The sequence below is a fragment of the Oceanobacillus sp. GQ8 genome (assembly GCF_059758495.1).
The window spans coordinates 161699-176194 of record NZ_JCAXEV010000001.1; the positions used below are offsets into that span (position 1 = coordinate 161699).

The window sequence follows — 14496 nt, forward strand, 5'->3', positions numbered from 1 at the left end:
GTAGTCCCCCCCGCCTAAAAAGTTTCGCGTTTTTTTATCCCCTGGGGACCGGGGAGGGGGCTCTGCTGTCCAAAAAATATATGAAAATCCACACTCGTATTAGGGGGGATAAAAATAGAGGGGGGGTGTTTTTGTGAGTCGAACTGTCAAAATTACCGAATTGGAAAAACAATTATTGCTACGTATTGATACGAGCGATTTAGTAGAAATCGATAAAGTTAAGCGGTATGTCGCACTTGTAAAGCAAATTAGAAAACTTCAAACTGAGATCAACAAACATGGTGTGCTGACCAAAACAGTAAACGGCAGTCAGGAATTTATGAAAGCAAATCCTGCTATAAAAGACTTAAATAGTCTCACAAAAACATTAATTTCTCTTGAAAAATCTATCAAATTTGAAATGATCAACCCCCCTGATCTAAATGAGGACAAGAAGGATAATGACGAACCAGAAGTCAGTGACTTATACTGATCCAACAAAAGTATGTAGATGACTATATAAAAATGTGGCGAACAGGAAAGATCTTATTCAATCAAGAGAGAATAGATTTGGTTAGGCAGCTTGAGACAGAAGTCCTCGTTCGAGATGATATATATTTTGATGAAGAACAAATTGAGCAATGTATAAGTTATATTGAAAAATGGTATTTCAAGTTGGAACCATTCCAGAAGTTCATCATTCCATTTATATTTCTTAAGTATAAGAAGCGCGATAAGCTGTTCTACAAAGATATCGTTATCGTGATACCACGCGGTAATGGGAAGAACGGTCTTATTTCGGGATTGGGAGATTATTTCATTAGCCCTGCTCACGGCATTGACGGTTATAACGTGGATGTTGTAGCCAATAGTGAAGAGCAAGCGGAAACGTCCATCAAAGAAGTTTACAACATGAAAGAAAAGCATAAGAATTTCATGAAAAAGTTTTTCACCTGGACCAAGACAAAAATCACTGGGAAAAAGTCTTTGGCTGAGTTTCGCTTCAGGACATCTAACGCTGATACAAAAGATGGTGGCCGTCCCGGTTGCTTAATCTTTGATGAGTGGCATATTTACGAAGGCATGAAACTGATTAACACCCTGAGCTCTGGTTTAGGAAAAGTAAAGCATAGAAGGCGTATATTCATATCCACCAACGGTCACGTCCGTGGTGGTTTTTTTGATAAATTTATTGAGCAATGTATGGAAGTATTGAAAGGTGGAAGTAAGCGACAAAATCGCTTCGTTTTCATCTGCAAGATGGATAAAAAAGAAGACGTAGAAAATACGGATTTATGGGAAAAGGCAAATCCAATGTTTAGTAAGCCTTTGAGTCCGTATGCAGAAGAACTGTTCGACACCGTAATGGATGAGTATCTAGATCTGGAAGATGATCCTTCTGGTCGTTCAGAGTTTATGGCCAAAAGAATGAACTTACCACAAGAAGACACCACAACTAGAATTGCATCTTGGAATGATATCTTGGCTACGAACAAGCCTATACCATATGAAAAGTTGCAAAACCAAACATGCATAGGGGCAATTGACTTCTCATTCATTAAAGACTTTACTGCATGTGGTGTTTTGTTCAAAGAAGGTGACAATTATATTTGGGATAGTCACCAGTTTGCTAGACGTGATTTTATAAAAGAAGCGAATTTGAAACCACCTATATACGAGTGGGAAGAACAGGGGTTAATCACGTTACTAGATGGAGATGTGATTAATATAGAATATATGGTCCAGTATTTTTGCGAAATGCGTGAGAAATACGGACTTAATACCATAATAGGAGATACATTCCGATTAGATATAGTGAAACACGCATTAGAAGCGGAAGGTTTTCATGTTTTATACGTTCGAAACCCTCACGCCATTTATGCAAAGCTTGCTCCAAGAATTGAAATGCTCTTTGCTCAAAACAGAATAATCTTTGGGGACAATGCTTTAATGCGTTGGAACACCAATAACATTGCAGTAAAGATAAAAAATGATGGAAATAAAGATTTCTTGAAGAAAGATGAAGTGAGAAGGAAAACAGATGGTTTTACAGCCTTCGTTTATGCACTATGGCAAGCAGATAATTACTTGGAAGAGGAAGAAGAATTTTATCTCGATTCAATAAGTTTCTAAAGAAAAAAAAGACCCGCAATGCGGATCCCAAATACCAAAAAGAGAACAACTGTTCCCCTTCAATACTATATCATAAGATGAGGGGAAAAGATATGAACATTGAACGAAACACTATTTATAATATGGATTGCTTAGAGGGGATGAAACATATTCCTGACGGTTCAGTTGATTTGATTTTATGCGATTTGCCTTACGGAACTACCAGGTGCTCTTGGGATAGCATTATCCCATTTGATCTATTGTGGGAACAATATAAGCGAATCATAAAAGATAATGGAGCCATTGTGCTTACAGCTAGCCAGCCATTTACTACTAAGCTAATAGAATCGAATTTTAAGTGGTTCCGTTACGAGTGGATTTGGAAGAAAGAAAACCATGTTACAGGATTTCCAAACGCAAACCGGATGCCATTAAAAAACCATGAAAACATTTGTGTGTTTTATAAAAAGCTCCCGACTTACAACCCACAGGGCTTAATGAAAATTAAACCAAAACAGGTTAAAAGAAATCCCAGTATGCAAGCATTAGGTGATAGAAATAAAACTCTAAGTAACTATCATGTTGTACGTTATACCAATTATCCCAAATCGGTTGTATCTTTCCCGCGTGATAAAGGGACATTTCACCCTACTCAGAAGCCAGAGGAGCTATTTGAGTATATTATACGTACTTACACTCATGAAGGCGAAACGGTCTTGGATAATTGCATGGGTGGTTTTACTACTGCAGTAGCTGCTGACAATGCAAAAAGAAATTGGATCGGCTTTGAGCTAGAAGAGGAATATTGTCTCAAAGGGCTAGAGAGAACCAATGGTAATAGAGAGGAGTTGGGACTCCCACATGTAACTATTAAAAGGAGGTGAGGAATTGGGATTTTTAAATTTGTTTAATCGAAATAGTGAATTAGAACAGATGTATGACATTGACTTATTGGAGTCAACATCAGAACGAGTATGTCAAAAACAATTGGCCATACAAACATGTGTGAATTTTATTGCTAGAATAATTAGCCAGTCAGAGTTTAGGGTCAGAAAAGACAACAAAATAACAAAAGATGAACTGTATTATCGTTTGAATGTTCGACCTAACAAAAATATGACTGCAGCTCATTTTTGGCAAACAGTTATTTATAAGTTGATTCATGATAACGAATGTTTAATTGTTAAATCTGATTCGGATGATTTATTAATAGCTGATGACTATACACGAACTGAATATGGCCTTGTTGAAGACGTTTTTCAAGGCGTTACGATTAAGAACTTCACTTATAAACGAACGTTTCCTATGAGTGAGGTTGTTTTTTTAGAGTACGACAATGAAAAGCTTTCTAAATTAATCGATACATTATACGACGATTATGGTGAATTGATCGGCAGATTGCTAGAGTTTCAAAAATACAAGAATCAAATACGTTCTACTGTAGATACGGATGACGTCCAGAGTAAAGATCCTAAGAAACGAGAAAAAATGCAAAAGTTTATTAATGATATGTATGCGTCGATAAGAAGCAAAGCATTCGCGATTGTGCCTCAACAAAAGGGCTTTAAGTATGAAGAACATTCCAGAAACCAATCAGGCAGCGGTCAATCTATCGAGGATATTAATAAAGCCACAAATGGATTCCTTGATCAAGTAGCTAAAGCATTAGGTTTTCCTCCATCCTTAATACATGGTGAAATGGCTGATGTTGAAAAGCAAACGCGTAATGCAATGATATTTTGTATTGATCCGTTGCTTAAAAAGATTAAGGACGAGTTAAATGGAAAATTCATTGAGAAAAAAAACTTTTTGAATGGGGAGCAATTCAGCATACGTAGGGCATCCTATCAAAACATTTTTGATATAGCTACTGCTATCGACAAACTCCGTTCATCTAGCGTCGCAAATGGTCATGAGTTACGAGATGCAGCTGGATTGGAAGAATCTGATGATCCGATACACGATAAGTATGTGATGACTAAGAACTATTCAGAACAGATTGAAGGAGGTGAGAAATAATGCCGTATAAATTAAAAGTTAAAGGTACCGTTGTATCTGATGATATAGCTTGGATTTACGAGTTTTTTGATGTAGAACATACATCTCCGAAAATGGTGGAAAAAGCACTCGAAAATGCAAATGGGGATGATTTAGAAATTCTAATCAATAGCCCTGGTGGATCAGTTTTTGATGGTTCCGAGATATATTCAATAATCAAAGACTATCCAGGTGACTCAACAGTCAAGATAGTTGGGATTGCAGCAAGCGCAGCTAGTGTCATTGCAATGGCGGGTAAGAAAGTCATGATGTCGCCTACTGCTCAGATGATGATTCATAATGCAGCTAATGGAACTTTTGGGGATTATAGGGACATGGAAAAAAATGCTGGTTTCCTGAAAAATGTCAACCAATCTATCATTAACGCTTATAAGATAAAAAGCGGTAAATCAGATGAAGATTTACGAACAATGATGGATGATACTACTTGGATGACAGCTCAACAAGCAATGGAACATAATTTGATTGATCAAGTAATGTTTGATGAAAATTATCAAGCAGTAGCAGCTGTAGATTCCGTTGTATTACCACAACAAGTAATTGATAAAGTTAGGAATCAAGGTGGGTTTAATAAGCCCAGTGGCACATCTAATAATGATTTAGATGAAGAAACCATCAAGCAAATGTTTGCAGAGTTTAAAAGCGAATTGAAGAATGAATTACAAAATAATATACAGGAACCAGAGCCTACTCCTGCTGAACCAAAGCAGAACATGAGTAAGCTTTTTTTAAATTTAAAATAAAGGAGAATGAACATGCCAATTACATTTAATAATTTTGAAGAAAAGAAACAGGCTTTTGCTGCAGCAACACAAAATGGAACAGAGGAACAACAAGCAGAAGCTTTAAACAGTATGCTTGAAGCCTTAGCAAAAGATGTACAAGGTGACATTATGAACCAAGTAAATACCCAAATGGCAGACAATGCAGTGATGCAAGCAAGAGGCCAAAACGTCTTGACTTCTGAAGAACACAAATTTTTCAATGCTGTTGTAGAGGAAGGCGGATTTAAGAAAACTGAAACCCTTCCAAAAACAACTCAAGAACGAGTTTTTGAAGAGTTGAAGAAAGAACACCCACTTCTAAATCACCTTGGTTTAGAAAACCTTGGAGCAGTTACGGAGTTTATCTTCTCAGATCCATCAGGAGCAGCTGTATGGGGACCATTATTTGATGGTATCAAAGGGCAGTTAAATGCTGCATTCCGTAAAGAATCCATTACTCAACTTAAATTAACAGCGTTTATCCCACTAGCTAACGACATGTTGAAACTTGGACCAGCCTGGGTAGAACGCTATGTTCGTACAATCATTAAAGAGGCAATGGCTGTAGGACTTGAACGTGGGTTTGTCGCTGGAACAGGTAAAGACCAACCTATTGGATTACTAAAAAATCCTGCAGGAAGTGTGGTTGACGGTGTATATCCTGATAAAACGTCAGCTGGTACGTTAACATTTGAACCAGGCAGAACTACAATCAACGAAATGAAAGATGTTATGAAGCTTCTAGCTAAAAAGTTAGAAGGAGACGGTAAAACAGATGCCGAAGAACCTAAGAAAATCGAAGGAAAAGTAGTCATGGTTTCGAATCCATTTGACACGTTCGACATCAAAGCGAACGCAACTACACAAAATGCAAACGGGGCTTATGTAACGAACTTGCCATTTAATCCAATTCAAACTGAGTCAGTGTTTGTACCAAAAAACAAGCTTCTTTTCTTTGTTAAGGGTGAATACACTGCTGCCTTAGGTGGAAGTGAACCTATCAAAGAATATAAAGAAACTATGGCTTTAGAAGATGCAACGCTGTATATTGCTAAACAATTTGCAACAGGTAAACCTAAAGATAAATATGCTTCACAGGTCTATGATCTAAACCTTGATCTAGGGACAGAAGAACCAGCTGGGGCATAGTGGGGAGGTGATGTGATTGGACATCACACCAGAATTTTTACAAGCATTTAAGGACCGTATGCATATAACACATAGCGGAGAGGATGACAATTTGAATAGGTTGTTATCCTCTTCTGTTGCATATGTGGAAGATAAGTGTGGAGAATTCGATCTTTCAGGAGAAGCGAATCTTGATATCAGAGCAAAGGAACTTGTTATGGAGCGTTCTAGATATGCCTATAACGATGCGATTGAGTATTTCGAGGATAACTTTCTAAGTGATATAAACTCACTGGGAATGGATATGGTTTTTGCATAGGAAGGTGATGAAGTTGAGGGAGTTTAAATATAAGCCACCAAGAGTGCATAGTGGTGAATTGCGTACACCTGTCACTTTCTATAAATACGTTCCTAAAACAGGACCGGAACCGGGAGAAAAAGAAGAAAAACCTTTGTTTAATACATGGGCGAAGATTGATGAAGTCTGGATGAAAGATGTAGAGTTAGCAAAATCGAACGGCACCCTGTCCGACATCACTATAACAATTCGTGATCCACAGCAAGACTACATTCCAACAGACAAGCATTATATCTCCATCGATCATCCACAGTATAAAGATGATCGTTACAATGTAAAGCACGTTCAACCGGATCCGCAAAACAACAAGTTTATTAAGGTTATTGGGAGGCTGGTATAGTGGGTGTGAAAATAAGCGGACTTCCGAAACTGTTATCTCAACTAGAAAACAAACTTGGTCAGCAGGGCATGCAGCGGATTAGTGACAAAGCTTTGATAGATGCTGCCAATGAGTTTGTCAAAGTAATGAAACGTGAGTTTGAAAGTTTTAGAGACAAAGGCGGAAGTATAGAGGAAATTACAATTACCGGACCTGTTTGGGTAAATGGGACCCGTACAATAAAAGTACATTGGAAAGGACCAAGAGGCAGGTATCGTATTATTCATTTGAATGAGTGGGGTACTATTAAAAATCCGAATCCAAGGGGTAAGGGCGCAATAGCCAGAGCAATGAAAAGCAGTGAGAAGGCATATCGGGATGCAGTAAGAAAGGCATTAAAAGGTGGGTTGTAGATGGATGTATTAGAAGAGGTATATAACGCGCTGGTCGCTGACGATTACATCCGAGAACAGGCACTAGATAGGATTAAATACTACGAGTATCCGGCGACTGGCGATTTAGAAAAACCACATATTGTTATAGAACCAATTGATACACCAACGACCACCACTTATGCAGACAATGAATGGTTAAGGATAGATAGCCTGTTACAGATTGAAGTATGGTCCAGAAACAGGAAGTTGACTGATCAAATAGCAGATAAAATACGAGATATCATGTGGAACAAATTCGGATTTGCTCAAAGATCTGGACCAAAAGAATATGATCAAGGCGTTTATCGTGATGCTCGACGTTATAGAGGAACTTTATATCGAGAAGACTTTGACAGCTTATAGGCTGTCATTTTCTATTTCACAAATAAGGAGGAAGAATGATGAACAAAGAAAATCTGTTAAAAATGAACTTGCAGCATTTTGCAGAAGAAAAAAATTACCGTGCATCAACAGGAGTAGATGAATTTTACTACGGGGTTGTCGGCGATGGGACAGTTGCCGAATCAATTGAGCGTGTGAAGTTCTTACAAAATATTACGGTCGAAATGCCACAAGAACCAGTTAGGGCTTATGGCGATAATGTAACAGCTGAAATCGCAGTGTCCGGTGGGGATGTATCTGTCACTTCTGGATTTCACAAAATCCCACTAGAGGACAAAGAAATTTTGTTAGGTTGGGAAACAGTTGATGGGATTACAGCAACCGGAAGTAATGATAGTCCTCCATATGTAGGTGTTATTTTTGCCAAAACATTTGAAAACGGATCGCGTGAATATGTAGGTTTGCCAAAAGGCATGTTTACCCGCCCATCTGTTACTGGTAATACGAAAGGTGGAAGCACAGAGTTTTCAACAGAAGAAATCACTGCACAATTCATGGACCGTGAAGTAGCTGGGTTTGATGAAGAAAAGTCTGTTCTATTTGCCTATGATCCGAAAGGTCAAACAACAAACCGCGACGCATTATTTACAAAAGTATTTGGTGTACCACACCCTGATGCAGGAACACCAACAGAACCGGAGGGAGCTTAATATGAGTAAACTAACTATTCCAGAGATTAAAAAGCAGTTGGACGAAAAAAATATTGAATATAAAAGCAACATGAAACAGGACGAGCTTCTTAAACTTCTGAATGGAGAGCAGGAAAAAGAGCCAAGCGACTCAAATACAGCTGCAGAAGAGGGAAACATCGAAACAAAAGAAGAGCCTGAATCTAAGGTTTATGTCGTTGTCCATGACTTTAAAGATCTGGAAGACAATGGATTCGTTTATTTTAAAGGCGATCCTTACCCACGAAAAGAAAATAAAGATGTTGAAAAAGAACGTATTCAAGAATTAGCATCTATCAAAAACAAACAAAATAAAGTATTAATCAAAGAGCAGGATTAGTCCCTGCTCTTTTTAATTTTGAAAGGAGCACTAACATATGGCTGAACTAAAAAGAAATATGATTGAGCTTGTGAAGAATCCAGAGGAAGTCGCAAAGGGTGAGGAACCAGAAATTGAAAAAGTATGGACTCCTGCATTTATTTCATTACGTGTAGCAAAGAGCGCACTAGATCTTTACAACGAATTAGAAGAAGATGTCACAAGTCCTGAATCGGAAAAGTTTGATAAGCTTGTCCATTTTGTAGCAAATGAGATTTATGGAGGAAAAATAACTTCTGATGATATTTATGATAGACTTCATGCTCCAGGCGGTAGAGATGCACTGCGAGCGACACTGATATTTGTAGCTATCGGTCAACAAAGTGCTGATACAAAAAACTTCCTGGCGAAGAAAAGCTAACGGATGAGGACTTTTCTTTGCAGAAACAAGCGGAATATCTAGACAAACTCATCCTAGCCTTTATGAAAAAAGGTAAAGACATTAATGAAATTCTAGATATGCCATTGCATTTTGTCACTGAACTTATGAAAGAAGAAAACAAACCAAAAGAGGAAAGATCCTTAATCGCAGCGTTTCGCGGATAAGGGTCTTTTTTCTATTTCTGCAGGAAGGAGGTAAACACGAATGGAAAGACTTGAAGGGCTGTCGATAGGGCTCGATCTGGAGACAATGAAGGTAAACTCTGGACTGCAGGATTTAAAGTCTAAACTAACAACCGTTAACTCCGAAATGAAAGCCAATATGTCCGCGTTTGATCGTAGTGATAGATCAATCGGAAAGTATGAGACAAGGCTTAAAGGGTTGAATAAAAAGTTAGAAGTGCAGCGGGCAGTAACGGACAAAGCGAAGACAAGCTATGAAAAAATGGTCAAAGAACATGGTGAAGGGTCCGTGGAAGCGGAGAAGGCAGCTAGAGAATATAACAATCAGGCTGCTGCATTAAACAACCTGGAACGTTACATTGAAGGCACTAAGTCAGAGCTTGCAAGATTAAAAGAAGAACAACGGATTGCCAATTCCAGCTGGACAAAGATGGGAGACAAATTAGATAACGTTGGCGGGAAAATGAAAACATTTGGAACAGGCATGCAAAATGTTGGTAGTTCTCTAAACCGTAATGTGACCATGCCATTAACTGTGGCTGGTGGTATTGCTATTAAAACAGGAATGGACTTTGAAGCAGGGATGTCTAAGGTTCAAGCTGTTTCTGGAGCGAGTGCAGATGATATTGCCAAGTTAGAAACCAAAGCTCGAGAAATGGGATCCACCACGGTATTTAGCGCCAAAGAAGCAAGTGATGCATTCTATTACATGTCTTTAGCTGGTTGGGAAACAACAGACATGATGGATGGTATTTCTGGGGTTATGGATCTAGCAGCCGCCTCTGGAGAAGACCTTGCAAGCGTGTCGGACATTTTAACGGATGGTTTAACTGCATTCGGCTTGTCCGCTAAAGAGAGTGGACGAATGGCTGACGTATTAGCAGCCGCCTCTTCTAGTGCGAATACGGACGTTAAAGGGTTAGGGGAAGCATTTAAGTATGTCGCCCCTGTAGCGGGGTCCCTTGGCTATACAATGGAAGATGTATCTCATGCTATAGGATTGATGGCAAACAGCGGAATTAAATCCACTCAAGCTGGTACAGCATTACGAAGCATGTTGACAAGAATTGCTAAGCCAACTGGAGAAGCTAAAAAGCTCATGAAAGAATATGGTATTTCCCTTACTGATTCCGAGGGTAATATGAAATCCCTTGATAAGGTTATGGGAGACTTAAGGAAAAGCGTTGGAAAGTTGGATAAAGATCAACAAGCCCAAGCTGCTTCGACCATATTTGGGCAAGAAGCAATGGCGGGAGCATTAGCTATTATCAATTCATCTGAGGATGATTATAAAAAGCTAAGCAAAGCTATTAAAGAGTCCGACGGTGTAGCTGCAGACATGGCTGATACGATGCAGGATAATCTTACTGGTAGTCTGAAAGAATTACGCTCTATGGCTGAGGATCTCTTTATCGAAGTTTATAAGAATTTAAAGCCTTCACTAGAAGATACTGTTCAGGTCTTGAAGGATTTGACGAAGTGGTTTTCCGAATTGAATCCAGAAACCCAACAGAACATTATCAAGTTTGGCTTATTAGCTGCAGCTGCAGGTCCAGTGTTAAGTATCTTTGGGAAGCTAACATTTGGAGCAGGTGCATTAATGCAAGGCCTGGGTGGTGTTTCTAAGTCTATTGGAGTTGCAAGTGGTAAGGGCGCAGCTGGTTCATTGGCTCTTTTGGGCAAAGCTGGAGTTGCCGGACTAGCTATTGCTGGTGTGGCAGGAGTTACGCTTACAGTGATTGACCTTATTAAAAAGTCGAAAGAAGCGGAAGAAGTTAACTTGGATGTTGCTCAGTCCCTAAGTGATCAAGCAGTACAACTAGAAAATAGCGCTGAGACATTCGATAAGTTGTCTGGCAAAGCAAAAATTAGTAACGAGCAACTGGCTGAATTGAACGACTTAAACCAACGGATAAGTGAGTCTAGTAATCCAGGGGAAATCAAGGCACTTCAAAAGCAATATGATGAGCTTGCTAAAAATAGTGGCTTGTCAAAAGACGAATTAAATGAATTATGGACAGCTAATAAAAACATTATAGAGCAGGCACCTGATGTAAAGCAATCTGTATCAGAATCAGGCAACGCTTTTGTGACTAACACGGACTCAGTTAAAGAGTACATTGATAGCTTGCATGAAATGACTAGAATTGAATTAGAACTTGAAAAAATGAAGGTTGAAACAAATAGAGTTGAGTATCTTAAAGAAATTAAAGCTGCAAAAAAAGAAGAACAGAAAATAGATGAGCAAATAAATCTTCTAGCTGATTACAAGAACATGTCCGAGAAAGAATTACTTGATCTATTGTTACAAAATCGAACCGCACAAACTGATGCTAAAAGAACCGAGGAAGAAGTACACGCGTTAAAACAGGAGGAGCAATTGTTAAACCAACTAATTAATGAAGGCGTTGGGGACACAATAGATAGCCTTAGAACCCAAAAGGGTGAGCAACGGGAGATTATCGAAAATGCTGAAACAGAAATCGAGAAAGGAAAAGCGCTAGATTCCCAAATGGCCAACATCATTCTTAAGCAAGTAGGAATCAATGCTGAGGGTGAAAAAGGTCTTGCTCAACTTGATGAAAAGTTAGCCAAGAATCAACAGGAGCTCGCTGAATTAGATGCTAAATTAGAAAAGAACGGTGTGCTTAATGAAAAAGATAGAGAAAGACGAGAAACCTTACAAGAGATTGTGGGGCAGCAGCAAGAAGTCAAAAATTATCTTTACGAAGAATTAGACCTGTACAATGATCTTAATTCTTTGATAGACACAAAATTAGGCTCATTGGACAAGGAGAAAGAGAAGCGTGTCGCCAACCTTGCTAAGACATCTGAAATTAAAATTGAGGAAGGAAATATCCTCAAACAGATGGATAAGAAAAACGAAAAGCTACTAGAAGAGAGAGGGAATTTAGTAGAGAATTGGAAGCAAGAAGGGGCAAACAAGCAAAAGATTCAAGAGCAGATTAATGAAATTGATCGAAAGATATTTAAAAATGACGACGTTCTAGAGCAAATCCTTAGGGAAGCAGGCTTGTGGAATGAAGCTAAAGACAAAATAAATTATGGAACAAAAGCCCTTGAAGGACAAGGATCTCAGATTGATGAAAATAATTACAAGACATCTATTGGTATTGGAAAAGAAAAAGAACGTACCAAAGAGGCTGGGAAAGATGTAGACAAGGATGTTGATGTATCAGATAACGGTACTATATCTGTATTAGATTTCGCTGCTAGAGCAGGGTTAACCAAGCCTGTAACTGTTACGGATAACGGATCAATTGACGAGTTAGATCGGAAAGCAAAGTCACCAGTAAAAAAAGCAATAGAATTTGTAACGAATGGATTCAAGTTCTGGGCAAGTGGTACACCCTCAACAGGGCACCCCGGCGGTAATGCTGTTCTTGGTGATGGTATTGGAACTAATGCCGGAAGAGAGTTAGTAACATTACCTACAGGGAAGATGTTTTTAAGTGCTGATCGACCAACCTTATATCCTGATTTGCCAAAAGGCACCCATGTAATGCCAGCAAGAAAAACTAAAGAGTTAATGCGTACTGCACCTAAATATGCAGATGGAACAGACGGATGGCAATCGCTTTTGGCACCAGGCAATATTAGAACTGACTTTTCCAAGCTATTGGCTCTATTAGGGAAAAGCTTCGATACTGCAGGTGTTTCTGCTGGATCATCTTCTAATACAGATACTCCTATAAAAGAGCTGTTGAGTGCTACCTTGCAACAGAACGAAATATTGATGCAGCTGCTGGCTAAGGACACCAATCCTATCATAGATGCTAGATCACTAGGAAAAGGATTAGAGCCTGTTATAACAGAGACACAAAGACGAAGGCAGGATGGGAGGGATAGATTTGTCTAAGAAAACATTTACTTTTAACGGCATAAGAAAACCATGGTTGCACATGACCAGAGGTAGAACTAAGCCTCTTTTCACCCCTGTTCAAAGAAGCCTATTAAACGTATCTGGTATGGCAGGAGCACATTTGCAATCTACCGATATAGAAGCTATGCCTTTTAACCAACCAATAGCTTTTATAGCAAAGAATGATGAACATGCCTTGCAGTTAAAAGATGAATTAGCTGAATGGTTGATAACAGAAGAACCGGCAAAATTACAGTTTGATGATGAACCAGGGCGCACCTATTATGCGATTGTCCAAAATACAATTGAAGATTTTGAGCGAATAGGGATCATGAGACAAGGCTCTATTAACTTTCTATGTTTAGATCCTTACGCTTACGGGCCAGAAGTCACCACAGAATTTACGTCTGATACGGGCATTATTAGAAACAAAGGTACCGCGCCATCTGACCCGATCATTGAATTAGAAGTTGAACAGCCTTCAACATTTGCTATGGTACAAAATCAGAATCAGGAATACATGCTGATTGGGACACCATCAGAGGATGACGTGGATATTGTAAACGGTAGGGAATTAATTCTTAGTGAGAATGGTAGTACCTTAGATACATGGGACAGTACTCCCACACGAATTGATGATTGGATTGGAAATATAGCTGGAACTATGCGTCATGACGGCACAGGAATACTTGCAGAAAACTACGGAAGTGGAGAGAAAATGCATGGTCCAGCTGTTATAAAAGAGATCCCATCCATTCAGGATTTTGAGATAGATACAACCTTTGACATTATCTCCAATCATGAAATAGATAACTACCGAATGGAAATATACATGTTTGACGAAGGCATGAAAATGTTAGGCAAGATGGGGATAAATGACAATAACCGTAATCTTTGGCGGAGGAATGGGCTAGGAAGAGTTGGAGAGTACGTTGATAATAGTACAAGATATGTTATTGGCGGGGGAAACTATCAACAAGACGATTTGAAAAAGGTATCGCTTATGTATTTACGAGTAAAGCGAGAGGGGAAAAAATTCACTTTCTACATTGCCGAAATTCGTAATGGGAGACACCGTGCAACTTTTACTCGTTCCATGAACGTAAGTAGTGATTATCTTGGGAAATTAAAGTATGTGCAGCTGTTCATCGGTAACTGGAAGGATAGAAACCGTACTTTTCGTACCCGCATTAATTACGTAAATGTTTATGAGTTAGCCCAAAACAAGGTAGATAATACACTATATATTCTCTATCCAGGTGATATTGTTACTTTTGACCATGTAAACGAAGAGATTTTAATAAACGGAGAAGACCGTAAAGACCTTAAGGATTTTGGAGGGTCTTTTTTTAGTTTAACTAAAGGAGAAAATCAGTTGATTATGCATCCAGCAAATAGCTTCTTTGGCAATGTGAAATTTAGACCAAGGTACAGGTAAGGAGGAGAAA

At 38.8% G+C, this 14496-nt stretch carries 16 protein-coding genes; all 16 read left to right on the top strand.

The annotated features are described in order from the left end of the window. Positions 1-133 precede the first annotated feature (133 nt). Entirely contained in the window at positions 134-472 is a 339-nt protein-coding gene (locus AC6CHS_RS00865) for a P27 family phage terminase small subunit (protein ID WP_498233603.1), read from the top strand. Next, positions 469-2112, top strand: a complete 1644-nt coding sequence (locus tag AC6CHS_RS00870; protein WP_498234531.1) for a terminase TerL endonuclease subunit — start codon at positions 469-471, stop codon at positions 2110-2112. The genes AC6CHS_RS00865 and AC6CHS_RS00870 overlap by 4 nt, the downstream gene beginning before the upstream one ends. A gap of 92 nt (positions 2113-2204) precedes the next feature. Then, positions 2205-2975 (top strand): DNA-methyltransferase, encoded by a 771-nt coding sequence (locus AC6CHS_RS00875; protein ID WP_498233604.1) that lies wholly within the window; start codon positions 2205-2207, stop codon positions 2973-2975. A gap of 4 nt (positions 2976-2979) precedes the next feature. Beyond that, positions 2980-4110, top strand: coding sequence for a phage portal protein (locus AC6CHS_RS00880; RefSeq protein WP_498233605.1), 1131 nt, complete (start codon positions 2980-2982; stop codon positions 4108-4110). Next, complete coding sequence (locus AC6CHS_RS00885) at positions 4110-4892, top strand: head maturation protease, ClpP-related (protein ID WP_498233606.1); 783 nt, start codon at positions 4110-4112, stop codon at positions 4890-4892. The genes AC6CHS_RS00880 and AC6CHS_RS00885 overlap by 1 nt, the downstream gene beginning before the upstream one ends. Before the next feature lie 12 nt (positions 4893-4904). After that, positions 4905-6062, top strand: coding sequence for a phage major capsid protein (locus tag AC6CHS_RS00890; protein WP_498233607.1), 1158 nt, complete (start codon positions 4905-4907; stop codon positions 6060-6062). Between the two features lie 58 nt (positions 6063-6120). Then, a complete protein-coding gene (locus tag AC6CHS_RS00895; protein ID WP_498234533.1) occupies positions 6121-6360 on the top strand; it encodes a phage gp6-like head-tail connector protein in 240 nt (79 codons plus the stop codon). A gap of 13 nt (positions 6361-6373) precedes the next feature. Continuing rightward, a complete protein-coding gene (locus tag AC6CHS_RS00900; protein WP_498233608.1) occupies positions 6374-6739 on the top strand; it encodes a phage head completion protein in 366 nt (121 codons plus the stop codon). Next, entirely contained in the window at positions 6739-7131 is a 393-nt protein-coding gene (locus AC6CHS_RS00905) for a hypothetical protein (RefSeq protein ID WP_498233609.1), read from the top strand. The genes AC6CHS_RS00900 and AC6CHS_RS00905 overlap by 1 nt, the downstream gene beginning before the upstream one ends. Continuing rightward, complete coding sequence (locus tag AC6CHS_RS00910; RefSeq protein WP_498233610.1) at positions 7132-7515, top strand: hypothetical protein; 384 nt, start codon at positions 7132-7134, stop codon at positions 7513-7515. Positions 7516-7553: 38 nt separating this feature from the next. Continuing rightward, positions 7554-8204 (top strand): major tail protein, encoded by a 651-nt coding sequence (locus AC6CHS_RS00915; RefSeq protein ID WP_498233611.1) that lies wholly within the window; start codon positions 7554-7556, stop codon positions 8202-8204. Between the two features lies 1 nt (position 8205). Continuing rightward, positions 8206-8562: a hypothetical protein gene (locus AC6CHS_RS00920; RefSeq protein WP_498233612.1), complete on the top strand. Its 357-nt coding sequence runs from the start codon at positions 8206-8208 to the stop codon at positions 8560-8562. A 37-nt stretch (positions 8563-8599) separates the two neighbouring features. Then, positions 8600-8962, top strand: coding sequence for a phage tail assembly chaperone G (gene gpG, locus AC6CHS_RS00925; RefSeq protein WP_498233613.1), 363 nt, complete (start codon positions 8600-8602; stop codon positions 8960-8962). A gap of 62 nt (positions 8963-9024) precedes the next feature. After that, positions 9025-9147 carry a phage tail assembly chaperone GT gene (gpGT, locus tag AC6CHS_RS00930; protein ID WP_498233614.1) on the top strand — a complete coding sequence of 41 codons (123 nt, stop codon included), beginning with the start codon at positions 9025-9027 and terminating at the stop codon, positions 9145-9147. Positions 9148-9187: 40 nt separating this feature from the next. Continuing rightward, positions 9188-13045, top strand: coding sequence for a phage tail tape measure protein (locus tag AC6CHS_RS00935; protein ID WP_498233615.1), 3858 nt, complete (start codon positions 9188-9190; stop codon positions 13043-13045). Further along, positions 13038-14486 carry a distal tail protein Dit gene (locus tag AC6CHS_RS00940; protein WP_498233616.1) on the top strand — a complete coding sequence of 483 codons (1449 nt, stop codon included), beginning with the start codon at positions 13038-13040 and terminating at the stop codon, positions 14484-14486. Before AC6CHS_RS00935 ends, AC6CHS_RS00940 begins: the two co-directional genes overlap by 8 nt. Positions 14487-14496 lie beyond the last annotated feature (10 nt).

Bases quoted from the DNA above. Each gene is read 5' to 3' on its own strand.
- AC6CHS_RS00875 (WP_498233604.1), top strand. From the start codon at position 2,205: ATGAACATTGAACGAAACACTATTTATAATATGGATTGCTTAGAGGGG.
- AC6CHS_RS00885 (WP_498233606.1), top strand. From the start codon at position 4,110: ATGCCGTATAAATTAAAAGTTAAAGGTACCGTTGTATCTGATGATATA.
- AC6CHS_RS00890 (WP_498233607.1), top strand. From the start codon at position 4,905: ATGCCAATTACATTTAATAATTTTGAAGAAAAGAAACAGGCTTTTGCT.
- AC6CHS_RS00895 (WP_498234533.1), top strand. From the start codon at position 6,121: ATGCATATAACACATAGCGGAGAGGATGACAATTTGAATAGGTTGTTA.
- AC6CHS_RS00910 (WP_498233610.1), top strand. From the start codon at position 7,132: ATGGATGTATTAGAAGAGGTATATAACGCGCTGGTCGCTGACGATTAC.
- AC6CHS_RS00915 (WP_498233611.1), top strand. From the start codon at position 7,554: ATGAACAAAGAAAATCTGTTAAAAATGAACTTGCAGCATTTTGCAGAA.
- AC6CHS_RS00920 (WP_498233612.1), top strand. From the start codon at position 8,206: ATGAGTAAACTAACTATTCCAGAGATTAAAAAGCAGTTGGACGAAAAA.
- gpG (WP_498233613.1), top strand. From the start codon at position 8,600: ATGGCTGAACTAAAAAGAAATATGATTGAGCTTGTGAAGAATCCAGAG.
- gpGT (WP_498233614.1), top strand. From the start codon at position 9,025: ATGAAAAAAGGTAAAGACATTAATGAAATTCTAGATATGCCATTGCAT.
- AC6CHS_RS00935 (WP_498233615.1), top strand. From the start codon at position 9,188: ATGGAAAGACTTGAAGGGCTGTCGATAGGGCTCGATCTGGAGACAATG.